Origin of the sequence: Exiguobacterium sp. AB2 (assembly GCF_000696055.1) — a bacterium.
In the GTDB taxonomy this organism is placed as follows: domain Bacteria; phylum Bacillota; class Bacilli; order Exiguobacteriales; family Exiguobacteriaceae; genus Exiguobacterium; species Exiguobacterium alkaliphilum.
The window spans coordinates 24,154-46,048 of the sequence record NZ_JNAA01000012.1; the positions used below are offsets into that span (position 1 = coordinate 24,154).

Sequence of the window (21,895 nt, forward strand, 5' to 3'; positions counted from 1 at the left end):
CTTACAACCGAAAGGAGGAGTAACCATGTGGTCACCTTGCGTGGCATGCGCCACGACCATCCCATTTTTTGAACGCGGACTCGTCGTCGTCAACGAACAGTCCCATCCTTACGACTCGCTAGACGAGTTGACGAACCGGCTCGCGGATATCCAATCGAACGTCTACTGCATCGATCCCGTGACGAATCGCCAAACCGCGCCCATCACCGCCGGGAATCTGTTGGATCAAATCGCCAACCGCGATACGATCGAGCTCATCCAACACGGTGAATTCGAGAGCCACTTGCAACCGATCGTCCACCTCGATACCGGGGAACGTTTCGGCTATGAGGCGCTCCTGCGCAGCCGTAACGACATTTCGCCTGGCCAGCTATTCCAAGCCGCTAACCGGTTCGGCTTACATTCGAAACTCGACCAACGCGCCCGCGCCGAGGCGATTAAAGCAACATATCATGCCGTCGCACCGCACGAGAAGACGTTCATCAACTTCTTGCCGTCGACAATCTATAATCCGGACTACTGTCTGCAACACACGTTCGAGATTATCGACCAGTACGGGCTCAGTCCCGACCGCTTCATCTTCGAAGTCGTCGAGACGGAGAAAGTACAGGACGTGGCCCATTTGCAGCACGTATTCTCTACATATAAGAAACGCGGCATGAAAGTCGCCCTCGACGATGTCGGTGCCGGCTTCTCGACGCTTGATATGTTGAAACGACTCGAACCGGACTACGTCAAAATCGATCGGTCGTACATCTCGTTTTGCGACCAGGATGCCGAAAAACGGGCATTTTTGAAAAATGTACGTCAATTGACCAAATCGATGGACATCACGATTCTCGCCGAAGGTATCGAACGCGCCGAAGAAGTCGACGTCTGTCGTGAACTCGGCTTCGACCTCGCCCAAGGCTATTACTTTGGCAAACCGTCCCCGTATTCGCTTTGACGCAATGAAGGCCTAGAGCATCCGCTCTAGGCCGTTTTTTTAATCGTCGTCCTCGTCCATATCATCATCGTTCTCTTGCATTTCCGTATCGTCGTTGTTCATCGGTTCTTCGTCTGCTCCCCCGCAAGCCCCGAGAATGATGCCTGTCGCTAAGAGCGACGCGGCCAATGTACCTTTCTTCCTCATCATTAGCACCCCTTTATACGTTGTGTCGTACAGTTACGATAATTCCCTTAGAACATGTCGTGAAACGTGATTTTAGATTAACAATGTGTAAACGGTGGAATGAATTCAGTGATGACAACTGAACAGAAAGAAGGTGTACGTGTTGAAACGACGCGTTTGGCAACTCCTCACCATGATTGTACTCGGCCTCCTCCTTCTCCTCGTCCTCTATTCTGTGGACGGATTGATTCCATTCCTGATCGGTCTCGCAATCGTGGCACCGCTCCTCGTCGGCTGGCAAATTTTATTCGACCAAGTCCAACCGCAGGCCAAGCTAGCTTGGCTGCTCGCTGTCCTGTTCATCCCTTTCCTTGGCGCCCTCGCCTGGGTATTGTTCGGACGGACACCGCGACGCCACCGCCGCATCAAACGGACCTCGACCGAGATTCGAATGTTCCGGCAAGCGATTGAAGGGGAACGTATCGAGACGTCCAACGACGTGTCCGACCGCTATCCGCTCACGCGCACGCTCGAAAAACTCGGGGCGACCGGCGCCGACGGTCACACATCGACGAAACTGCTCGTCAACGGGGACGCCAAGTTCGAAGCGGTGCTCCACGACATCGAGCGAGCGACGCATCACATCCATGTCCAATACTATCTGTTCCGGACTGATGAGATTTCGCTCAAAATTCGCGACGCCTTGATTAAACGCTCTAATGAGAACGTCACCGTCCGCTTCTTGTACGACGGGCTCGGCAGTCAGGAAATCAATGAAGAATTCATCGAACCGCTCCGTGAGTCCCGCGTCTACGTCCAAGCGTTCGATCCGGTCGTTCATCCGCTTCTCGTGTTTAACGCCAACTTCCGTAATCATCAGAAGTTGATCGTCATCGACGGACGGATCGCCTACACGGGCGGCTTGAACGTCGGAGATGAATACTTGGGTAAACACAAAAAACTTGGATTTTGGCGGGATACCCATCTTCGTCTCGAAGGACCGCTCGTGCGGGAAATGCAACGTTTGTTCGTCGAGAATTGGTTATATGCCGGTCATGAGGAAGATCAAGAAACGTGGGATTTATTTGCCGACAGCAAACACTTACCAGAATACTTTATCGATGAGCCACAACCAGACAACGGGGCGACGCAGCTACTCGTCACGTCCCCGGGGAAAGACGTGACGATTCGGGATGGGCTCATAGCCCTGTTGATGGAGGCGAAGGAATCGATTTGGATGACGACCCCTTACTTGATTCCGCCGCCCGAAATGCTCGCATTGTTAGAAGTCGCCGGTAAGCGCGGCATCGACGTTCGCATCGTCGTGCCTGGGAAAGGCGACGAATGGTTCAGCTTCCATGCGACTGAATATTATTTCGAGCAACTGCTCAAGCGGAATATCCGAATTTATAAATACAATCGTCATTTTATCCACGCAAAAACCGTCCTCATCGATGGCAAAATCGCACTCGTTGGGACGGCTAACTTTGATTTTCGGAGCATGTATTTGAACCACGAGATGACCATAGCCCAATTCGAGACATCGTCCATCCAAGAGCTGTATCAAGCGTTCTTGAACGACTTTGATGAATCGATTCTCGTCGACTGGTCGATGCTGCGCAAGAAGTCGAACGGCAAACGCTTCGTCGAAGCGTTCTGTCATATCTTCTCGCCGCTCCTTTGAGATAAGCGATACACGGCGTACAGGACGGCGAGCATACCGACAAGGCCGAGTTGCCATCCGGTTGCGACGTTTAGGACGGTCGCGACCGCAAGCGCCTCAATCAATAACGCCGGCACTTTTCCGACCGTGCTCGCCACCGCGAACGATGGGAGCGACATCCGGCTGAAGGCGGCCGACAGCGTGACGAGACCGGACGGCACGAATGGCAACAGCCGGAGACCGAGGACGAGGAACCACGCCTCGATTCCTTCGGCCTCGCGGAGACGTCGCAGCCGCTTCCCGTCCGGTGACGTATAACGATGGAGCGCCCGGCGATACAGGATGAAGCTGAGCACGGCGCCGACGGCCTCACCGACGACGGAGACGGCGACTCCGGGTCCGAACCCTAGCAGTTGCACGTTCAGCGCCGTCAAAAACGCGCTCGGTAACACACCTACGATGGCGATGATGCTGTTTAATATGATACTGATTACGACAAACAGCGGGATCGGCAGAACTTCCCATTCCATTCATTAAAACCTCACTTCATGTAAAAAGGCTGGCCCGGTATGAACCGGGTCAGCCTTTAAGTTATTTTGCGTCCACTTCATCCCACGAGTCTTCGTCGACTGCAGGAAGATGCTTCTCTTCGAGTTTCGAGACGACGACCGCACAGGCCGCATCTCCCGTAATGTTGACCGTAGTCCGGAGCATATCGAGGACGCGGTCGACACCGATGATCAGGGCAATCCCTTCGACCGGTAAGTTGACCGATTGTAAGACGAGCGCGAGCATGACAAGTCCGACACCTGGTACGCCCGCCGTCCCGATTGAGGCGAGTACCGCTGTGATGACGACCGTCACGAGTTCAGCCATCGTTAAATCGGCATTGAACACTTGCGCGATGAAGATTGTCGCCACCCCTTGCATGATGGCCGTCCCATCCATGTTGACCGTAGCACCGAGCGGTTGGACGAACGAAGAAATCGAGCGCGGGACGCCGAGTTTCGTTTGCGCCACTTCCATCGACACCGGGAGCGTCGCGTTCGACGACGATGTTGAAAATGCGAACGTCATTGCTTCGTAGAAGTTTTTGAAGAAGAAGATTGGATTCATCTTTCCGAGGAAAGCAACCGCTCCTCCGTAAATCAAGACGGAGTGCAAGACCAATGTGAAGACGACGGCAAACATATACCACGCCATCGCTTGAACAGCTGCAAATCCAATTCCACCGATTGCTGAAGCAATCAACGCGAACGCACCATATGGCGCAAGCTTCATGACCAAGTGAATCAAGTACATCATGATGCGGTCGCCTTGTTTGACGAACCGGCGCCACGTGCGCGCCTTTTCACCGAGTGCGATCAACGCAAATCCGATAAATGCCGCGAAGACGATGATTTGAAGCATATTGCCTTCCGCGAGCGCTTGAACCGGGTTCGTTGGAATCATGTTCACAAGGGTACTGACGATATCCGATGACTCTTCTGAACCAGAAGCGTCAAACTCTAAGCCTGTCGTCGGGAAGTCTCCACGCTCTCCAGGTTTCACAATCGCAGCCACACCAAGTGCCAACACGATGGCGATAGCTGTCGTCGTCAAGAAGAATAGAATCGACTTCGTTCCGACGCGACCAAGTTCTTTCGGGTCACCAAGACCCATGACACCAAGAATGATCGAGAAGAAGACGATCGGGACGACTAACATTTTAATTAAGTTCAAAAATACGGTTCCGACTGGCGAGAGGACATACGTGTTCGTAATATCATAGATGTTACCCGGTAATCCCGCTAATCCTAGACCGACGGCTACCCCCAACAGTAGCCCAATCATAATTTTCTTAGTTTCACTCATCGTGTCACCCTTTCTCTTTTACACAGTGTGTTTAGTATAGCATAATGCTGAATATTCATACAATTACGCCAGTGTCACAATTTTGTAACATGTTGACGATTTTACTATGTCTGTCACGAAAACAAAAAAGATTGGAGACCAAAACGGTCCAATCTTTTCACTCGGCGCTCAAACGCTCAAGCTCGGTTTGAAGTTCGGTCGATTGTTCCCAAATTTCAGGACGATGTTCTTTCAAGAAGGCAGCGAGCACCTCACGTGACGGGGCATCCATCATATCAATCAGGATGCGGCCTTTGAGTGACTTGTCCATCTGGTTGACGTGATACGGCAATAGTTTATAACCGCGCCGTACCTCAAGGTCAATCGACATGTCACAAGCCGCGACACCGCCGTAATAGAACCCTTCCGGCTTTCGGCCGACCGTGACCCAGACGATCCAATACGGTTTGCCGTTCGGCACCGCTTCCGGGTCGGTCAAAAACTTGATGCGTTTCTCGATCGCCGATTTGGCATGCATGGCTCCCATATCGATGACCGCGGTCCCCGCCTCGACATCGATGATGACGGGAGACATATTGTTCAAACTGAGCGAACCGACCCCAAAACCGCCGTGGCCATCGGTCGAATCGTCAGCGACGATATTAAAATTGATCTCTTTCATGGCATTCCCTCCCTCTCTACTGTACACAAAGACAAGGGAATGTGGCAATCCGGAACGTCAGCACCACTCGATTCGAAACTTCGTACCCGGTCCAATCGCCTGGATGAGCGGCCGGTCTGCCTCGATGACACGCCCCAGGACGTTGACCCGTTCGTCGGCCACTAAATCGTGTTTTGTGATTTGCAGCTCGCCGGCGTAGCGTCCGTACTTCGCATTATCGACCGTGATCGTTCCGAGCGGACGCGGTCTTGCTGCCATCGGCTCGAGCAAGCGGTCCCCCGGACGGCCATAGCCCCTCGATTCGACCGAACGGACGACGTCACGTGCCGGGTCCATCCGGTTCGTCTGGACACGATAGAAGGCGGCCTCAATCGTCGTCCCCGCTTCGGCCCGCAGGACGAGCATCTCGTCGGCGTGTGAGGCGAACTGTTCTATCGTCTCGTCGGCGAGTCCCGGATCGCCGATCAAGATACGGTCGACGGAATCCTCGAGATCTAAATAACAAGCGAACGTCGACAGCTTGCGATGGTCCTCGAGCGTCGGCAGCCGTTCGAACAGCGGTCCACGTAATGTCCCGTCCCCGGGAATGAACGCCTGGACGCTCAAACCTTGCCGCTTCAGCCAGTCGTTCTTGGCATCGAACCAGTCTCGGTCAAGCCCCGTTTCCGGTCGCGGATAGAAATTGTGCCACGCTTCGACCCGCCTCAAATCGAGACCGTGGCGCACCATCTCGGCCAGTTCCGTTTCGGACAACGTGCTCGCGTTCAGCGCGACCGTCATCCGCTGCGACAAGTCGGCCACTTGCTTCGGCGTCACGCCATAATCGACGCGAAGTCCGGTCACGCCCCAGTCGAGGAGCGTATGCGCGTCGTCCCACGTCTTCCCGAGTGCTTCGAGCGACGTCGGGGCGATGTCCGCGAACAGTTCCATCTCGAGCGCCTTGGCGATTCGCCCGAGGTGTTCGAGCCGTTCCGTGTAGACGGACGCGTCATCCTCAGGGATATGGAGCGACGTGAATAGCGACGTGAACCCGCTCTGACGCATCTCGGCGAGCCACGTCTCGTATGCAGCCGTCACAGGCTGACTCAAATAAACCGATAGTCCTCTCATCTGCCTTCCTCCTATGCAAAAAGGTGACTCCAAAGAGCCACCTCGATTGTCAAATCCCGTCTGCCATCTCTTCTTTGAAGCCGAAGAGGTACGTGAAGATGAAGCCTGCCGTATATGAGATGACGAGACCTCCAATATACGTCAAGTACATGCCATTGTCGATGAGCGGCGTGAGCGAGAGCCCTGAGACGCCAATCCCGAGCGCGGCCGTCTTCATCGTCGCCTGGAACGCACCACCGACCGCGGCGCCCATACACGCCGTCAAGAACGGGCGCCCGAGCGGGAGCGTGACCCCGTAGAGGAGTGGCTCGCCGATTCCGAGGAATCCGACCGGAATCGCACCTTTGATGATGTTACGGAGACGTTGGTTGCGCGTCTTCACGAAAATCGCAAGCGCGGCCCCGACTTGTCCGGCACCGGCCATCGCGAGGATCGGCAAGAGCGCCGTGTTCCCGACCGTGTTCAGGAGCTCCAAGTGAATCGGCGTCAACCCGTGGTGCAACCCGACCATGACGAGCGGGAGGAAGAAACCGGCGAGGACGGCGCCGGCGAGCGGCCCACCAATCTCAAGCACGGCGTTCAACCCACGCATGATGCCGTCTGACAATACGCCCGCGACCGGCATGATCGCATAAAGCGCCGTGAAACCGACGACGAGGACGGTGAGGAGCGGTGTGAAGATGATATCGACCGCCGTCGGCATGAAGCGACGGACGTTTTTCTCGATGTACGTCATGAGCCATGCGGCAAAGATGACCCCGAACAATCCACCACGTCCGACGACGAGCGGCTCCCCGTAAATCGTAATGTCGGCGAGCATCGGGTTGAAGAGAATCCCCCCGGCGATGGCTCCGAGTACCGGTGTCCCACCGAACTCTTTCGCCGTGTTCCAGCCGACGAGGATGGCGAGATACGCAAAGACCGTGCTACCAAGCAATAAGAGGATTTGCATCCACGTCTCGGTCGGGTCAACGCCGGCGTTTTTCGCGAAGTTCGCCGTCCCGTTAATGATTCCCGAGGCGACAAGTCCCGGGATGAGCGGGATGAAGATATTTCCTAAGCGACGCAAGAAACGCTTGAACGGTGACTTCTGCTTCTCTTTCACTTTTTGACGCTCGATGGCGGCCCGTTCGTCCGGCGTCAAGTTCGCATCGACCGCTTCTTCCCCGATCGCAAGTCCCGTCTCGCGGCTCAAATGGTCGGCGACGCGGTTGACCGTCCCCGGCCCGACGACGATTTGGAGCGTCTCGTCATCGATGACCCCCATGACACCGTCGATTTTTTTCAAACCTTCGATATTCGCTTTCGTCGGATCTTTTAACGCCAAACGCACGCGTGTCATGCAATGTGCGAGCTGACGGATGTTGTCTTTCCCCCCGACATGCTCGAGTATGGCGTGTGCCAACACCTCTTCTTTCTTCATCTCGTGTTCCCCCTTATAACGCGTCGCGGACGAATCCGTTCGCACGCTCTAGTCGCTCGACTGCCTCCGCATATGGGACGTCGGCTAAAATCATGACGATAGCCGTCTTGACGTGGCCGTTCGATGAATCGAAATAACGCGCGGCCGTCTGTTCGTCGACCCCTGTCGCTTCCGCAATCATCCGTTTCGCCCGAATCTCTAACTTCTCATTCGTCGGTTGCACGTCGACCATCAAGTTTTGATACACTTTGCCGATGCCAATCATCGACGCCGTCGAGATCATGTTCAGGACGAGCTTTTGCGCCGTCCCGGCCTTCAGTCGCGTCGATCCGGTCAACACTTCCGGACCCGTCTCGACCTCGATTTTGAACTCGGCGTGTTCACTGATTTTTGAACCTTTGTTGCAAGATAATGCCGCCGTCGTCGCCCCGACTTCACGGGCGTAATCGAGTCCGCCGATGACGTACGGTGTCCGTCCGCTCGCCGCGATGCCTACGACCGTGTCGCGCTCCGTCAAGTGAAGCGCTTTCAAATCGTTAACCGCCAAATCTTTGCTGTCCTCTGCCCCTTCGACCGCCTTGATGAGTGCGCGTTCGCCCCCAGCGATGAGTCCGACGACCATATCCGGTGATACCCCGAACGTCGGCACACATTCGGCCGCATCCAAAATCCCGAGTCGTCCACTCGTGCCGGCGCCGAGATAAATCAAACGTCCGCCTTGTTTGAACGAAGCGATGGCCCGTTCTGCCACTCGGGCGATGACAGGTACCTCTTCCTTGATGACGTGTGGCACACGCTCGTCTTCCTCGTTCATCACGGTCAATAACGTCTCGACAGACAGCTCGTCTAAGTGCATCGTCCGTTCATTCCGTCGTTCTGTAGCAAGTTTATGTAGCATCGCCACCATCCTTTCTTCTCTATACGTCCATTTTACTAATTTGAAATTTAAAGTCAAACTTATTTAAAAAAATAAGGAAATAAAGTTTCATTACATTTTTTTCTAAATAAAAACCCGACTGTTCACCAGTCGAGTTTACGGACAGATTGTCTTGATGAGTACGTGGACGTGGTCGCCTCGTGCCGTCACGGACTCTTTCTCGTACACATAACCTTGGCGTTGCCAAAAACGATACGCCCGTTCATTATGTGGCAAGACGCCGAGCCGGAATACCGAGTGAAAAGGAAGCATCTGCTCTTGCTCAAGTTGTTCATAAAGCGATTGTGCGATTCCGTTGCCGTGGTATCGTTCGTCGACGACGAACAGACCGAGCCAGAGCGAGCCGTCGACCGGATGCCGTCTCAACAAGTCGACGACGGCGATCACTTCAGCGTCTGCTTCCACGATCAAGCTGATCGTCCCGTCCGCCTCGAAGTCCGCAACGTTCTCTTCGCTAAACGCATCGATTGTCTGGCCGCTCAAGGCAGCGAACGTTTGTTGCCGGCGAAGGAACGCCTCGAAACGCGCACGGTCCGCCGCTTTATACGACGCGAGCTTCATCGCCGCAATTTCACCATCTCGTCGCGTGCCTCGGCGTACTTGTCGATGAGCCCTTCTCCTTTTCGGTGGAGCAAACCCATGTAGAGCGTGTCGACGATCGTCAGTTGCGTCATCCGTGAGGCGATGCTCGCGATTCTAAAATCGCGCTCGACGTTCGGCGTGCAGAGCCGGACGTCGGCTTCGCGGTAGAGCGGTGACTTGTCGAGATCGGTGATGGCGACGACAGGAACGTTTTGTTTTTTCGCGAAGCGCACGAGTTCGAGCACGTCTTTCGTCCGTCCTGACGTGCTGATGGCGACGAAGACGTCGGTCGGTCCGAGGTGCGGGATGAGCGATAACATGTAATGAAAGTCTTGCGACGTCTGGGCGGCGTAGCCGAGCTTCGTGAACTTATACTGCGCGTCATAGGCTGCCGTTGACGAACCACCGACGCCGTAGAAGACGACCCGGTTGGCACGGGCGAACGTATCGATTGCGTGCTCGAGCTCGCGCTTGTCCATCGCCTCGGCACACGCTTCGATGGCCATCTTGTTGACATGGATGACTTTTTGGAACGAGTCGTACGGGGTGTCCTTTTGTTGGAGCACATTGAAGTCAGTCAACGTCGTCTCGGTAATCGCCAAGTCTTTCACGAGCGCGAGCTTGAATGCTTTGAAGCTGTCGATGCCGACGACACGCGCGAAGCGGACGATGCTCGCCTCCGACACGTCGGTCTTTTGCGCGAGCTCTTTCGTCGTCATGTTCGGGACGAGTGTCGAGTGCGTCAAAATATAGTCCGCGATTTTCTTCTCGACGGACGTCATCTCGCTCAAGGCGAGTTCGATTTTCTTAAGTAAGGATTCCATCCGGTCATCCCCTTCCTGCTACTGGTGTCTTGTTCTAATGATAGCGGATTCTTTCAATACAAGCCAACCGCAATCAAAAAAGGCCGAGCATCCGCCCGACCCTCGACTCATAGATTGTTCGTGTTGAACGTGTCCCCGCCTTGAATCGTCCCGTTTTGGAACCCTTTTTCGAACCAACGTTTCCGCTGCTCCGACGTCCCGTGCGTGAACGAGTCCGGCGTGACATATCCTTGTGCTTGCTTTTGAAGCGTGTCGTCCCCGATTTGATGGGCCGCGTTCATCGCCTCTTCAAAGTCACCGGCCTCGAGATAGCCCATCCCTTGGGCGTGGTGCGCCCACACCCCGGCGTAATAGTCGGCTTGAAGCTCGAACCGGACCAAGTATTTGTTGAATTCGGCCTCACTCATCTCATTTCGGAGCGGCATAATCTCGTTCGTCGTCCCGAGAAGCGTCTGGACGTGATGGCCGACCTCGTGGGCGACGACGTAGGCCATCGCGAAGTCGCCTGGCGCGTTGAAGCGCTGGCTCAGCTCGTCATAGAAACTCAAATCGATGTACAGTTTCTGGTCGCCCGGACAGTAAAACGGTCCGACGGCGGAACCGGCGATGCCGCATGCGGATTCGACTTGTCCGGTGAAGAGGACGAGCGTCGGTTCTCGATACGTGAGTCCGTTCTCGGCGAAGATGTCGGTCCATACTTCCTCCGTGTCTCGTAACACGACCGAGACAAAATCGGCCATTTCTTCTTCCCGGGCCGATCCTTGATACGTTTCAGCTGATTGTGGTTCATTCAATCCGATGTTGTTGACGATGTCGGCCGGGTTGCCGCCGTTCAAGAGCGTGAACACGATGACCAAGATGAGACCGAAACCACCACCGATGCCGGCGATGCCTTTCCCGCCGACCCGTTGTCCGCGTCGGTCCTCCACGTTCCGGCTCGCCTGTCTACCCTTCCATTTCATATATCGTTTCCTCCTACGTCGAGTCTGTCTTGTTCCTTACCCCGTTTCTATACGTTTCGCACCTGATTTTTCACGATTTCCCACCGTCTCTAGCGTTTATGTGGAGGGCAAGTAGGATACAGACTAAGAGACACAAATTTTAAGGAGGAATGATTATGGGATTAGCGAGTGATTTGAAACGTTTACGTGATGTCGAATGCAAGGACAAGTGCGTCTTGTCCGTTTATTTGAATACAGGACCGAACCAACAAGGCGACTGGAATATTCATCTGAAGAACGGCTTGAAACGCATCGGCGAATACTTAGAGGCGTCCGGGGATGCGACGCAACTGAAGAGCTTCAAAAAGTTGCGCAAACAAGTCGACGACGAGCTTGGCAAACACCGGAACGATCTCACCCGCAGCCTCGTCATCTTCGCCTCAGAACAAAATAACCTATTCGAGTCATACTACTTACAGCATGACGTCGAGACGGCGTTCCATTGGGAGACGAAACCGGTGCTCGAACCGCTCGAGGCGTTGCATACTAAGTATCCGTCGACGGGCGTCATCTTGACGAACCTCGATCACGTGACTGTCCTCGACACGTCGCTTGGCCATGTCGATGCCGCCTTCTTGTTCGCATTCGATCCCGAGACGGAAGAATGGGTCCGCTTCGAGGGAACGGCGTCAGGTGACCGGATGGCTTCGAGTAGCTCGCAAGTCGATAAGTTCGATCGTCGTCTCGCCGAGAACTTGAACCGCTTTTACCGGGACCTTGCCCAAACGGTCGAACAGATGAAAGGCGCGCACGACTGGGAAGGGCTCGTCGTCATCGGCGAGGCCGAACTGGCCAACTCGTTCCGAGACGAGCTCCGGACGAAACCCGAACGTGTCGTGCATAAGAATTTGTCGAAGTCGAGTGAATCGCACATCGTCGAAGCGGCATTCCATTGATTTTTACTTCCCTCGCGCGCCTCGATTCTCTAAAATAAAAGCGTACGAGAAAAAGGAGGAATCGATATGCCATACGTGACCGTGAAAATGTTACCGGGACGCTCGCTCGAGCAAAAACGCGCCTTGATTGAGAAAGTGACGGACGCCGTCTCCGAGACGACGAACGCACCGAAAGAGAACATCACTGTCTTCATCGAAGAGATGGATGCGACGCATTACGGCCAAGCCGGTGTCATGCACGCGGATAAGAAGTAAACGAAAGGAGCTCATCCGATGGATGGGCTCCTTTTAAACGCTCTGTCGAAGTAGCGAGGACAAACTCGAACGCAATGCAACGAGCGTCCGGTCAATAAACAAATCGATGTCATGCGGATGCATATAACGAAACACGTGATTCGCTTCGAGCGTATGTGTCTCATAGAACGTGGTAATGTTTCGAATCTGTTGCGCGGTCTGGCCTTGGGGAAAGAACGGGAGCACGTCTTCGAACGACTGCACGTGTCGGAAGTCGGTCCAAAAGATGTGTTCTGGATGCGTGGCCAAATACTGAAAATCAACGCCATACCAGTCCGTCTTGACGAGACGCGTATAATCGGGTGTTCCGACAATTTCTTGCACGGGAGACTCTCGTTTTTTGGCGGTCGTCAATTGAATCCAGTGTTCATCTGTGACGAGGTGTAAATAATAGCCGAGCAGATACGAGCGTGTGACGTTCGACGCTTGCTCCAAATCGTTCAAATATTGTTGTTTGAACAACTCTGAAGGAAGTTGACCATCCTGCTTGAAATGCGTGATCGATTTTGGCGGAACCGGACGGCCGTCTTCCCCGACAAGCCCACAATCAGGCCCTATATTCCCGACTAGGAAAGCAATGCGATCCAAGCTGGGCTCCTCGTGTAATAACGTTTCTGCAATCCGAAAATGCGTGACCCATGTCGCCATGCTTCTCCCCCTATTGTTCATTCTTTCTCCTGTTATAGCCGAGGAAGAGTCTCTTTACAAGCAGGAAGAAAATTTTACCAACTCATCAGTCTTCCAGATTCACTTCGAACCGCTCGCTCGGGACGGTCGGTTTAATGAGATGACGCGTCGCACGCCAAACGTGATAACCGATTCGGTCGAGCCACAGGAGCGCTTGCACCTTTTGAATCGTTTGGTCCATCTCGAGCTGATTGGCCGCCGTCTCCTCGAGCAGTTCGGCCCGGTGCGCCTTCCGATACTCGGCGAGCTGCTTCGAGGCCGTCTTCCACTGTCGAGACTCTTCCGGAGGCGTGTGATGATTGAGCGTCTCAACCATATCGAGTTCATGCAAGACGAGCTGGCGCGCGACCAGAAAGTCCGTATCGCGGAGCGCGTCGACCGGGTCGACTTCCCGCATGACGAACAGCCACCGCTCCAAGTGATCAATCGTATGGAGGAGCGACAGATGTTGGCCATAGTCGTTGCGTCCTCGCCCTTCCTCCAATTGAATCGTACTCAAAAAGACGCGGACGTCGCCGAGCGTCTTCTCGACGAGTTGGAGCTCATCATCACGTTTACGTGCCTCGTTCAGCAACAGTTGCGTCTCTTTGGCCAAATAGCGCTCAATCTCAATCAACGAGCGCCGGGCCGCCTCGAGCGCGACCGTCGGGATGCGGGCCATGTTCGGGTCGAGGAAGCGGGTTAGCTTTTCCGCCCGGCTCGGGATCCACTTAAGCAACTGACGGCTGAACGCCTCATGGAACGGGAGGAACGTGAACACTCCGAGCAGATGGAACGAGGTATGGAACAAGGCGAGCCGCAATAGTTCATTCCAATTCAGCCGGTCGGCCACCTCGTTGACGACTCCGAACAAGAGCGGAAACGTCAGCCAACCGATGACTAAAATCGACCCATGAATGAGGACGTGGGCGAGCACGATCCGTCTCGCCGACTTCCAACCCCCGATCGAGCCGATGGCGACGACAAGGCTCGTCCCGGCGCTTTGCCCGAGGACGAGCAGACAAGCTTGCGTCAGTGATACCGTATCGGTCGCGAGCGCCGTCATCGTCAAGACGAGGCCAATCGTCGACGATTGCAAAACCGCTGTCATCAAGAGCCCGGTTCCGAGCAAAGCCAACTGGTGCAGAGGCGTGTCCGCGTTCCACTCGTTGAGCGAGAACGTGACGACGTCGCGCATCGACTCTTGGAGCGTGCCGATCCCGACAAAAATGAGCCCGATGCCGACAAACAACATCCCGATTCGCCGTAACCGGCGATTGATAAAGCGTAACGCCATGCCGACCCCGATGAGCGGTAAGAACAGTTGGCGGATATCCAGGTTGTAACCGAGGAGCGCCACGATCCACCCGGTCGTCGCACTGCCCGCGTTCGCCCCAATGACGAGTGTCAGTGCCTGCACGAACGTCAACAAGCCGGCGCTGACAAAACCGATCGTCATGAGCGTCGTCACGGTCGAGGATTGAAACAACGTCGTCAGCGTCGCCCCGAGCACGGCACCCGCGACCGGCCCTTCCGCGAACTGATTGAGCCGGCGCCGGAGCCGCTCCCCAGCGAGGCTTTTCAGCGTATCCGTCAAGAGCATCATGCCGAGCAGGAAAATCCCAATCCCTCCGACTAAAGTCGCGATCCCCATCGTGTCACTTCCTTTTCAGCGATCAGTCTCCTCGTAACGTTGACAGCATCCACGACTTTTCTGAAGCATGATCTTTTAAGTTCAAAAGCACATCCTCCGGATAATAAATCTTCTCATCCGACTGACGCGAGTTGAGAATCGATTGGACGAGCATCGACACTTCCGAGATTTCGCGGCGCTCCCCATCGTTCATCTGTAGAAGAATCCCTTCGTAGTTGCCGTGGCCTTTATATAGATCGTAGGGCAATTGGCTCAATTGGTCTTCGAGCAAGTAATAACGCGTCGGCAGGCCAATCGTCTCCATCGTCTGTCTAAGACGGTCCATATAGCGGACCCGGCTCGCTTCCGGGAAGTTCTTATACTTCAATAGGCGACGGTTGACGAATCGGCTCGCGAGATCCGCCAAAATCGGGTCCGCCTCTTCCATCCACTCTTGGAAATAGAAGTAGACGACCGTCTCGTCGAGCTTCAAGTAATGGGCGAGCGTCATGTCTTCGCGGTTGAAGATGGGAAGGAAGTGGCGCGGCTCCATGTTGAACGTGTAGCCTGACTCGTACAGTTCTTGCGCCCGCTCGAGGACAGCTTTCAAGAGCAGGTCGCTCGAGCGGGTCGCCGGGTGCAAATAGACCTGCCAATACATCTGATAGCGGCGCATGATATAGTCTTCAATCGTATGCATGCCCGACTGTTTGACGACGACTTGATCTTCATCCGGACGAAGGACGCGAAGCATCCGTTCCAAGTCGAACTTGCCGTAACTGACGCCGGCGAAATGGGCGTCGCGGAGAAGATAGTCCATCCGGTCGACGTCGAGCTGTGAACTGAGCATGTTGACGAGCAGCCGGTTCTGATGCGTCTTGTTGATGATGGCCGCGACTTCTTCCGGGAAGCCGATTCCCATCTCCGAAAGCACTTTGTTCACTTCCGTATCGCCTAAGATGATGCGCTCGGTCCACACTTCGTGGCGCACCGAGAAGACGTGTTCGAACGCATGCGAGAACGGCCCGTGACCGACGTCGTGCAGGAGCGCCGCCGCGAGCAACAGCTCCCGATTGCGGTCGTCCCACTCCGGATACTCATGGAACTGGTCGATGAGTTGGCGTGCGATCTCATAGACGCCGAGCGAATGGTGGAAGCGCGTATGTTCGGCCCCGTGGAACGTCAAAAATGACGTCCCAAGCTGTTTGATGCGACGCAACCGTTGAAACTCTTTCGTGTTAATCAACTCCCAGATGAGATGATCGTAGACGTAAATATAGCGATGAACCGGGTCTTTGAACACTTTCGACCCGGACAATTGACCTCGTGACGTGTACATGACGTTGCCCCCTACGTTTCAATAATATGTATTTCGCCTTTCAGCGCGTCGTTCCCTCCATGCTATAATGAACAGGAAACTATCTTTTGAAAAGGAATTAATGTATATGATCCATCCACTTTTACGCCAACCGGCCTATCGCCTCATCGACCAATCGTCGCTCGGTCCGATGTTCCAAGCCGAGCAGTCGTTCGCGACCGACGACACGCTATGCGCCTCGACGAAAATCCAAGGTGCGGTGCTCCGCGCCTGGGTCCATTTGAACACGGTCGTGCTGGGGATTCAAGACGCGCGCCTTCCCCACTTGAAAGACGGAATCCGTCTGCTCCATGAGCGCGGGTATCGCCCCGTCGTCCGAAATTCAGGAGGACTTGCCGTCGTCCTTGACGAAGATGTATTGAACTTATCTCTTATCTTACCCGAGAATGACGGAATTCAAATCGACAGCGGCTACGAGGCGATGACGTCACTCATCCAACAGATGTTCCGTGACGTGACCGACGCCATCGTCGCCGGGGAAATCGTCGGGTCGTACTGTCCCGGTAGCTTCGATTTGTCAATCGACGGCAAAAAGTTCGCCGGCATCTCGCAGCGCCGCGTCCGCGGTGGCGTCGCCGTTCAAATTTATTTAAGCGTCCGAAAGAGTGGGAGCGAACGCGCAGCCCTCATCCGCGACTTTTATGACGCCGCGATTCAAGGCGAACCGACGCGACACACGTATCCGGCAATCATTCCTGAGACGATGGCCTCGCTCGAGGAGTTGCTCGGGATTCCACTCACCGTCCAAGACGTGTTAAAACGGGCGTACGACGTGCTCGAAAGCGTCAGCGAGCTAGAGTCAGGGACGCTCGACGCGGCCGAACAAGAGATGCTCGCCGCGCAACTCGATCGGATGTGGAAACGAAATGAACCGATTCGCGACATTGAACACCAACTAGAAGAGGAGTGAACGCATGTTTAAAATCATCACGGACACCGGCGCCGACTTGACCCAAGACCAAATCGTCGAATACGGCTTGGAACTACTACCGCTCGGTGTCATCATCGACAATGAAGAATTTTTCGACGGCGAGACGATTCAGCCGAAAGATGTGTACGCCGCGATGCGTTCCGGCAAGACGCCGAAGACGTTTCAAATCGAGGCCGCGCGCCTCGAGCATTGCTTCCGGCAACATCTCGAGTCGGAAATCCCGTTCCTGTATCTCGCCTTCTCCGGCGAACTGTCAGGCACGTACCAGACGGCCGTCATGGTCGGCAACGCGTTAAAAGAAGAATACCCGGACAGCCCGTTCCATATTCTCGATACGCGTACCGCCTCGGTCGGACAGGGTCTGTTCGTCAAGACGGTCGCCGAGTACGGGCAAGAGCATACATACGAAGAGACCGTCGCCTACGCGTCGACGCTCGTCGGCAAGATTCGCCACTTGTTCACGGTCGAATCGCTCGAATATTTGATGCGCGGTGGCCGCGTCTCGAAAGCAAGCGCATTCATCGGCGACTTGCTCACCATCCTCCCGCTCCTCACGGTCGAGGACGGGAAACTCGTCCCAATCGAGAAGGTTCGCGGTCATAAAAAAGTGCTCCGCCGCATCACGGAATGGATGACCGAATCGAAACCGATCGTCGAAGGCGGGGACGTCTTTATCGGCCACGGGGACGACCCTGAAAAGGCGGACCAGTTCGAATCGATGCTTCGTGAACACGTCACGCCGCGTCACGTGACGAAGACGATCGTCGGCTCTGCCATCGGGGCGCACACCGGTCCCGGCCTCCTCGTCGTCGCGTATTTCGAGGCGTAATCGATGGACGACCGAAAACAGCGAGCACCCGTATGGGCGCTCGCTGTCTTTTTATTTGTTCCAATTTTTAAATCCGTCACCGAATTCGAGATGAAGCTCGTTTTGGAACGTCCCGTTCTCGAACTTCGGTACGTCGACCGGAAGCTTACCGCCTGGTTTCACTTCACCGAAGATGGCACGGATGCCAGCTGGGAGGTTCGGCCCAGCCGACTTCAAGTTCCCTGCCTCTGAGTCCGGTCCGTTCGGGTCCCCTTTGAAACCGTAAATGAGGAGCTGGGCCGGTGCGTCCGGTTGAACGGCGACGTCATACGGGTTCCGGAGGCTGAGGAGCACCGACTTCTTCCCGGTCTCGTTCGCGTAACGGAACACTTCCGCCGGCACGTAGTTGTCCGCCGCATTCGGTCCGAGCTTCGCGCTGTTGTTCACGTTCGAGCCGACGATGATATAGTCAGCCGCCTCGACTTTTTGTTTCAGGCTCGGGTTGTTCGCTAGGCGCGGTGTCGACGCCGTATAGTTCGCTGTCGTGACGACCACGTCTTTCATGTTGCCCCCGTTTTTCTCGAGCGACTTGATCGCCTTCACCATGCTGTCCGTCTGATCTTTCGCCGGCGAAATCACGAGGACCGTGTCTCCTTTTTTCGGCTTGAACGGCAGCGTCTTGTCATCATTTTTCACGAGTGTGACAGCCGCTTCTGCGATTTCACGTTCTTTCGCTTTATGTTCTGCACTGCCGACGACCGCGTTCGCCTCGGCGAGCTTCGCCTCGAGCGTCGTCGTGTCGACCGACTCTTCCCAAATACCGCGTTCAGCCTTGAGCGTCAAAATCCGCTCGACGGCCGCATCGATTTTCGCTTCGTCGATCCGTCCGCTCTCGACCGCGGCTTTCACTTCATCAAAGATGCGTTCCAATTTCACGACGTCCGCGTTCGTCCGTAAGATTGTCGGCATGAGCGCGATATCGACGCCCGCCTCGAACGTCTTGATGACGGCTTCGGCTTCTGTGAAGTTGTCCGAAATCGCCTGCATGTTCAACGCGTCCGTGATGACGATGCCGTCATAGCCCATCTCTTCACGTAAGACGCCTGTGATGACATCATCCGAGAGCGTCGCCGGGAGCGGGAACGTGCCGCGCGCTGATTCGACGACCTCATCCTCGATTTGCGGCATACCGATGTGAGCCGTCATGATCATGTCGATGCCTTCCGTGATGGCCCGTTTGAACGGGAGCAACTCGAGACCGCGCAAGTCCTCGAGCGACTTGTCGACAATCGGGAGGCCATAGTGTGAATCGACGGCCGTATCCCCATGTCCCGGGAAGTGTTTCGCCGTCGCGGCGACCCCTTGGTCTTGGATGCCTTGCGTCATCGCCGAACCGAGCTCACCGACGAGTTCTGGGTCGCTCGAGAACGAACGGACGCCGATGACCGGGTTGGCCGGATTGTTGTTGACGTCTAGAACCGGTCCGAAGTTGACGTTCACCCCGAGCGCGTTCAACTCTGAACCGATAATGTTCCCCGCATCATACGCATACTGGCTGCTCCGCGTCGCGCCGAGCGCCATGTTGCCCGGTAGGTTCGTGCCGGTCCCGAGCCGCGTCACGATGCCGCCTTCTTGATCGATTGTGATGAAGAGCGGGATGTCGTTGCTCTCATCTTGTTTGACGACTTCTTGCAAGTCGTGGACGAGTTTCGTCGTTTGTTCGGTCTCGGTCACGTTCTCCGCGAAAAAGATGACGCCACCAAGGTCGAACCGGTCGATGACCCGCGCCACATCCGGTGCGAGTGCCGTATGGTTCGCTCCGTTCCATAATCGGAAGTCTGGCATGATCATTTGACCGAGTTTCTGTTCGAGCGTCATGGCGTCAAGTTTGCTCGTCACCCGCTGCTCGACCGAGAGCGGTGGTGCCTCCTCCGCCACGACCGCGTTCGCCATCGGGACCGATGAGACGAAGAGTGCCGTCGTCAGCCCGAGTGTCGCCGTCCAGTTCAATGCTTTGTTCATGTTCCCCACTCCTTTTTGAAAGTTTATCCCCGACCCCCAAACGAAAAGGCATGGAGGAAGAAGCGTTGCCTCATCAACGCTCGTTCACCCCATGCCTGATCGTATCAGTTACATATGGTCCTTATTCAGGTGGTCAACGTCAGTATAGCAACTTCAAAAAAGGGAAACAATACTTCACATGAAAGCGTAACCAATTTGAAATAAACAACCTGTTTTGTAACAACCTTCCTCTGTATTGGCAAAACCAATAATTTCGGTGGTTCGAATCTTCCGTATTTTTTGGTAAACTCATTTCGTTAGGGGTTAACTTAAAAAAGGGGGAAATCATCTTGGCACGAGGGGAACTGAAACGAAAGCCGGAATGGTTGAAAATCAAACTGAACACGAACGAGACATACACCGGCCTGAAAAACATGATGCGCGAGAAAAACCTACATACCGTCTGCGAGGAAGCGAAATGTCCGAACATCCATGAATGTTGGGCCGTCCGCCGCACGGCGACATTCATGATTCTCGGAAGCATCTGTACGCGCGCCTGCCGCTTCTGTGCGGTCACGACCGGCAAACCGAACGAGCTCGACTGGGAAGAACCGAAACGCGTCGCCGAATCGGTCCGCCTTATGAACTTGAAGCACGTTGTCATCACCGCTGTCGCGCGCGACGATTTGAGCGATTACGGGGCGACGGTGTTCTCCGAGACGGTCCGGGCCGTCCGCGCGATGAATCCGGAGACGTCGATTGAAGTACTGCCGTCCGATATGATGGGCGACTTCTCGGCGCTCCAGACGTTGATCGATGCCGGTCCCGATATCATGAACCACAACTTGGAGACGGTGCGCCGTCTGACGCCGAGAGTCCGGGCGAAAGCGACGTACGACCGCACGCTCGAGTTTTTGAAGCGTTCAAAAGAGCTGAATCCGGACATCCCGACGAAGTCGTCGATCATGGTCGGGCTCGGTGAAACGAAAGATGAGTTGATTCAAGCGATGGATGACCTCCGGGCTCACCACGTCGATATTTTAACGCTCGGCCAATACTTGCAACCGACGAAGAAACACTTAGACGTCGAGCGTTACTACCATCCGGACGAGTTCGCCGAGTTGAAAGAGATCGCGTTGATGAAAGGCTTCTCACACTGTGAGGCCGGCCCGCTCGTCCGCTCGTCGTATCATGCCGACGAACAAGTCCACAAGGCGCGTCGCCACACGATGCTCCCAATCGATTAACAGAAAGAAGAGAAGTGTATGAATGGAACGACGTGGCACTTAATCACGACAGAAGGTCGCTCGCCGGCCGAGAACATGGCCATCGATGAAGCCGTCGCGACGTTCGTCGCGCGAGGCGAATTAAAACCGACGCTCCGCTTCTACTCATGGGCCCCGCACGCCATCAGCGTCGGTCGCTTCCAACGGGCCACGCGCGACCTTGACCGGGACGCGTTACGGAAGAACCAAATCCCGGTCGTCCGGCGCCTGACCGGCGGGCGCGCCGTGCTCCATGCGGATGAGCTGACGTATAGCGTCATCTTGCCGGAGACGATGCCGTCCCTCCCGACGAACGTCATCGAGAGTTATCGCTTGTTGACCGAAGGGGTACGTCGCGGATACCGCGCACTCGATGTCCCGGCCGAATTTTCTGTCCCGCTGACAGAAGCCGACCGCGAAGCACTTCGGAAACCGAAGTCGGCCGTCTGCTTCGACGCCGCCTCGTATTATGAGCTTGCCGTCGACGGGAAGAAGATCGCCGGCAGCGCCCAAGTGCGCCATCAAGGCGCCGTCTTGCAGCACGGGTCGATTCCCTTGTCGATGGACGATGACGTCTTGTTCGACTGCTTCAACCTCGAGGCAGACGAAAAAGTAGAAGCGAAAGCACGATTCGGAGATAAGGCCGTCTCGCTCAACGAGACGCTCGGACGCGACGTGTCGTTCGATGAGGTCGCTGCCGCGTTCACGGATGGGTTCCGTGACGCGTTCGACTTGACGTTCGAACCGCTCGTCTTCACCGAGTCGCAACAAGAAGAAATCCGTCAGCTCGTCTTGAAGTACGAGAGTGACGAATGGATATGGAAACGCTAAAAAAACGAGTCGCGCGACTCGTTTTT

The 21,895-nt window shown here is 55.2% G+C and carries 22 protein-coding genes; 8 read left to right on the forward strand and 14 right to left on the reverse strand.

Features of this window, described 5'->3' with window-relative positions; all coding sequences use genetic code 11:
• Nucleotides 1-25: 25 nt before the first annotated feature.
• Complete coding sequence (locus tag DI14_RS01340; RefSeq protein ID WP_034804223.1) at nucleotides 26-946, forward strand: EAL domain-containing protein; 921 nt, start codon at nucleotides 26-28, stop codon at nucleotides 944-946.
• Nucleotides 947-985: 39 nt separating this feature from the next.
• On the opposite strand, the gene DI14_RS15405 is transcribed toward DI14_RS01340, so the two are convergent.
• Nucleotides 986-1,132, reverse strand: coding sequence for a hypothetical protein (locus tag DI14_RS15405; protein ID WP_160165635.1), 147 nt, complete (start codon nucleotides 1,130-1,132; stop codon nucleotides 986-988).
• Between the two features lie 139 nt (nucleotides 1,133-1,271).
• Here DI14_RS15405 and cls point away from each other — a divergent pair, with 139 nt between their 5' ends.
• Nucleotides 1,272-2,795 (forward strand): cardiolipin synthase, encoded by a 1,524-nt coding sequence (cls, locus tag DI14_RS01345; protein ID WP_235193364.1) that lies wholly within the window; start codon nucleotides 1,272-1,274, stop codon nucleotides 2,793-2,795.
• On the opposite strand, the gene DI14_RS01350 is transcribed toward cls, so the two are convergent.
• The 9 genes from DI14_RS01350 to DI14_RS01390 form a co-directional block, all read right to left on the reverse strand.
• Nucleotides 2,771-3,304, reverse strand: a complete 534-nt coding sequence (locus DI14_RS01350) for a TVP38/TMEM64 family protein (protein WP_034804229.1) — start codon at nucleotides 3,302-3,304, stop codon at nucleotides 2,771-2,773. The genes cls and DI14_RS01350 overlap by 25 nt on opposite strands.
• A gap of 61 nt (nucleotides 3,305-3,365) precedes the next feature.
• Nucleotides 3,366-4,628: a dicarboxylate/amino acid:cation symporter gene (locus tag DI14_RS01355; protein ID WP_034804232.1), complete on the reverse strand. Its 1,263-nt coding sequence runs from the start codon at nucleotides 4,626-4,628 to the stop codon at nucleotides 3,366-3,368.
• Nucleotides 4,629-4,785: 157 nt separating this feature from the next.
• Nucleotides 4,786-5,289, reverse strand: coding sequence for a YwhD family protein (locus tag DI14_RS01360; protein WP_034804234.1), 504 nt, complete (start codon nucleotides 5,287-5,289; stop codon nucleotides 4,786-4,788).
• Nucleotides 5,290-5,346: 57 nt separating this feature from the next.
• Nucleotides 5,347-6,399 carry a DUF871 domain-containing protein gene (locus DI14_RS01365; protein WP_034804237.1) on the reverse strand — a complete coding sequence of 351 codons (1,053 nt, stop codon included), beginning with the start codon at nucleotides 6,397-6,399 and terminating at the stop codon, nucleotides 5,347-5,349.
• 49 nt (nucleotides 6,400-6,448) lie between these two features.
• On the reverse strand, nucleotides 6,449-7,822 hold the full coding sequence (locus DI14_RS01370; RefSeq protein ID WP_034804239.1) for a PTS transporter subunit EIIC: 1,374 nt from the start codon (nucleotides 7,820-7,822) through the stop codon (nucleotides 6,449-6,451).
• Nucleotides 7,823-7,835: 13 nt separating this feature from the next.
• Entirely contained in the window at nucleotides 7,836-8,729 is an 894-nt protein-coding gene (gene murQ / locus DI14_RS01375) for an N-acetylmuramic acid 6-phosphate etherase (protein ID WP_081825794.1), read from the reverse strand.
• A 126-nt stretch (nucleotides 8,730-8,855) separates the two neighbouring features.
• Entirely contained in the window at nucleotides 8,856-9,320 is a 465-nt protein-coding gene (locus DI14_RS01380) for an N-acetyltransferase (protein WP_034804242.1), read from the reverse strand.
• On the reverse strand, nucleotides 9,317-10,165 hold the full coding sequence (locus DI14_RS01385) for a MurR/RpiR family transcriptional regulator (RefSeq protein ID WP_034804245.1): 849 nt from the start codon (nucleotides 10,163-10,165) through the stop codon (nucleotides 9,317-9,319). Before DI14_RS01385 ends, DI14_RS01380 begins: the two co-directional genes overlap by 4 nt.
• 107 nt (nucleotides 10,166-10,272) lie before the next feature.
• On the reverse strand, nucleotides 10,273-11,127 hold the full coding sequence (locus tag DI14_RS01390; RefSeq protein WP_034804248.1) for a neutral zinc metallopeptidase: 855 nt from the start codon (nucleotides 11,125-11,127) through the stop codon (nucleotides 10,273-10,275).
• A gap of 155 nt (nucleotides 11,128-11,282) precedes the next feature.
• Between DI14_RS01390 and DI14_RS01395 the strand changes: the two genes are divergently transcribed.
• Together DI14_RS01395 and DI14_RS01400 are read left to right on the forward strand one after the other, a co-directional pair.
• On the forward strand, nucleotides 11,283-12,062 hold the full coding sequence (locus DI14_RS01395) for a VLRF1 family aeRF1-type release factor (RefSeq protein ID WP_034804251.1): 780 nt from the start codon (nucleotides 11,283-11,285) through the stop codon (nucleotides 12,060-12,062).
• Between the two features lie 66 nt (nucleotides 12,063-12,128).
• Nucleotides 12,129-12,317: a 2-hydroxymuconate tautomerase gene (locus DI14_RS01400; protein ID WP_034804254.1), complete on the forward strand. Its 189-nt coding sequence runs from the start codon at nucleotides 12,129-12,131 to the stop codon at nucleotides 12,315-12,317.
• A 33-nt stretch (nucleotides 12,318-12,350) separates the two neighbouring features.
• Here DI14_RS01400 and DI14_RS01405 read toward each other — a convergent pair whose 3' ends face one another.
• The 3 genes from DI14_RS01405 to DI14_RS01415 form a co-directional block, all read right to left on the reverse strand.
• Nucleotides 12,351-12,944, reverse strand: coding sequence for a hypothetical protein (locus DI14_RS01405; RefSeq protein WP_152545849.1), 594 nt, complete (start codon nucleotides 12,942-12,944; stop codon nucleotides 12,351-12,353).
• Nucleotides 12,945-13,089: 145 nt separating this feature from the next.
• Nucleotides 13,090-14,676, reverse strand: coding sequence for a Na/Pi cotransporter family protein (locus DI14_RS01410; RefSeq protein ID WP_034804259.1), 1,587 nt, complete (start codon nucleotides 14,674-14,676; stop codon nucleotides 13,090-13,092).
• Between the two features lie 22 nt (nucleotides 14,677-14,698).
• Nucleotides 14,699-15,994, reverse strand: a complete 1,296-nt coding sequence (locus DI14_RS01415) for an HD domain-containing protein (RefSeq protein ID WP_034804262.1) — start codon at nucleotides 15,992-15,994, stop codon at nucleotides 14,699-14,701.
• Nucleotides 15,995-16,100: 106 nt separating this feature from the next.
• Between DI14_RS01415 and DI14_RS01420 the strand changes: the two genes are divergently transcribed.
• Both DI14_RS01420 and DI14_RS01425 read left to right on the forward strand, forming a co-directional pair.
• Entirely contained in the window at nucleotides 16,101-16,943 is an 843-nt protein-coding gene (locus DI14_RS01420) for a biotin/lipoate A/B protein ligase family protein (protein ID WP_152545850.1), read from the forward strand.
• Nucleotides 16,944-16,947: 4 nt separating this feature from the next.
• Nucleotides 16,948-17,793 carry a DegV family protein gene (locus DI14_RS01425; protein ID WP_034804267.1) on the forward strand — a complete coding sequence of 282 codons (846 nt, stop codon included), beginning with the start codon at nucleotides 16,948-16,950 and terminating at the stop codon, nucleotides 17,791-17,793.
• 51 nt (nucleotides 17,794-17,844) lie between these two features.
• Here DI14_RS01425 and DI14_RS01430 read toward each other — a convergent pair whose 3' ends face one another.
• Nucleotides 17,845-19,794 (reverse strand): glycoside hydrolase family 3 protein, encoded by a 1,950-nt coding sequence (locus tag DI14_RS01430; RefSeq protein ID WP_034804270.1) that lies wholly within the window; start codon nucleotides 19,792-19,794, stop codon nucleotides 17,845-17,847.
• Between the two features lie 326 nt (nucleotides 19,795-20,120).
• On the opposite strand from DI14_RS01430, the gene lipA reads away from it, so the two are divergent.
• Nucleotides 20,121-21,020, forward strand: coding sequence for a lipoyl synthase (gene lipA, locus DI14_RS01435; protein ID WP_255344249.1), 900 nt, complete (start codon nucleotides 20,121-20,123; stop codon nucleotides 21,018-21,020).
• 18 nt (nucleotides 21,021-21,038) lie between these two features.
• Nucleotides 21,039-21,869, forward strand: coding sequence for a lipoate--protein ligase family protein (locus DI14_RS01440; protein WP_034804275.1), 831 nt, complete (start codon nucleotides 21,039-21,041; stop codon nucleotides 21,867-21,869).
• Nucleotides 21,870-21,895: the final 26 nt, after the last annotated feature.

Coding starts and splice junctions, on each gene's coding strand:
- DI14_RS01390 (WP_034804248.1), bottom strand. CDS start 11,127: ATGAAATGGAAGGGTAGACAGGCGAGCCGGAACGTGGAGGACCGACGC.
- DI14_RS01415 (WP_034804262.1), bottom strand. CDS start 15,994: ATGTACACGTCACGAGGTCAATTGTCCGGGTCGAAAGTGTTCAAAGAC.
- DI14_RS01370 (WP_034804239.1), bottom strand. CDS start 7,822: ATGAAGAAAGAAGAGGTGTTGGCACACGCCATACTCGAGCATGTCGGG.
- DI14_RS01440 (WP_034804275.1), top strand. CDS start 21,039: ATGAATGGAACGACGTGGCACTTAATCACGACAGAAGGTCGCTCGCCG.
- DI14_RS01355 (WP_034804232.1), bottom strand. CDS start 4,628: ATGAGTGAAACTAAGAAAATTATGATTGGGCTACTGTTGGGGGTAGCC.
- DI14_RS01400 (WP_034804254.1), top strand. CDS start 12,129: ATGCCATACGTGACCGTGAAAATGTTACCGGGACGCTCGCTCGAGCAA.
- DI14_RS01360 (WP_034804234.1), bottom strand. CDS start 5,289: ATGAAAGAGATCAATTTTAATATCGTCGCTGACGATTCGACCGATGGC.
- DI14_RS01395 (WP_034804251.1), top strand. CDS start 11,283: ATGGGATTAGCGAGTGATTTGAAACGTTTACGTGATGTCGAATGCAAG.
- DI14_RS01430 (WP_034804270.1), bottom strand. CDS start 19,794: ATGAACAAAGCATTGAACTGGACGGCGACACTCGGGCTGACGACGGCA.
- DI14_RS01365 (WP_034804237.1), bottom strand. CDS start 6,399: ATGAGAGGACTATCGGTTTATTTGAGTCAGCCTGTGACGGCTGCATAC.
- DI14_RS01380 (WP_034804242.1), bottom strand. CDS start 9,320: ATGAAGCTCGCGTCGTATAAAGCGGCGGACCGTGCGCGTTTCGAGGCG.
- DI14_RS01385 (WP_034804245.1), bottom strand. CDS start 10,165: ATGGAATCCTTACTTAAGAAAATCGAACTCGCCTTGAGCGAGATGACG.
- DI14_RS01420 (WP_152545850.1), top strand. CDS start 16,101: ATGATCCATCCACTTTTACGCCAACCGGCCTATCGCCTCATCGACCAA.
- DI14_RS01340 (WP_034804223.1), top strand. CDS start 26: ATGTGGTCACCTTGCGTGGCATGCGCCACGACCATCCCATTTTTTGAA.
- DI14_RS01410 (WP_034804259.1), bottom strand. CDS start 14,676: ATGGGGATCGCGACTTTAGTCGGAGGGATTGGGATTTTCCTGCTCGGC.
- DI14_RS01350 (WP_034804229.1), bottom strand. CDS start 3,304: ATGGAATGGGAAGTTCTGCCGATCCCGCTGTTTGTCGTAATCAGTATC.
- murQ (WP_081825794.1), bottom strand. CDS start 8,729: ATGGTGGCGATGCTACATAAACTTGCTACAGAACGACGGAATGAACGG.
- DI14_RS01425 (WP_034804267.1), top strand. CDS start 16,948: ATGTTTAAAATCATCACGGACACCGGCGCCGACTTGACCCAAGACCAA.
- DI14_RS15405 (WP_160165635.1), bottom strand. CDS start 1,132: ATGAGGAAGAAAGGTACATTGGCCGCGTCGCTCTTAGCGACAGGCATC.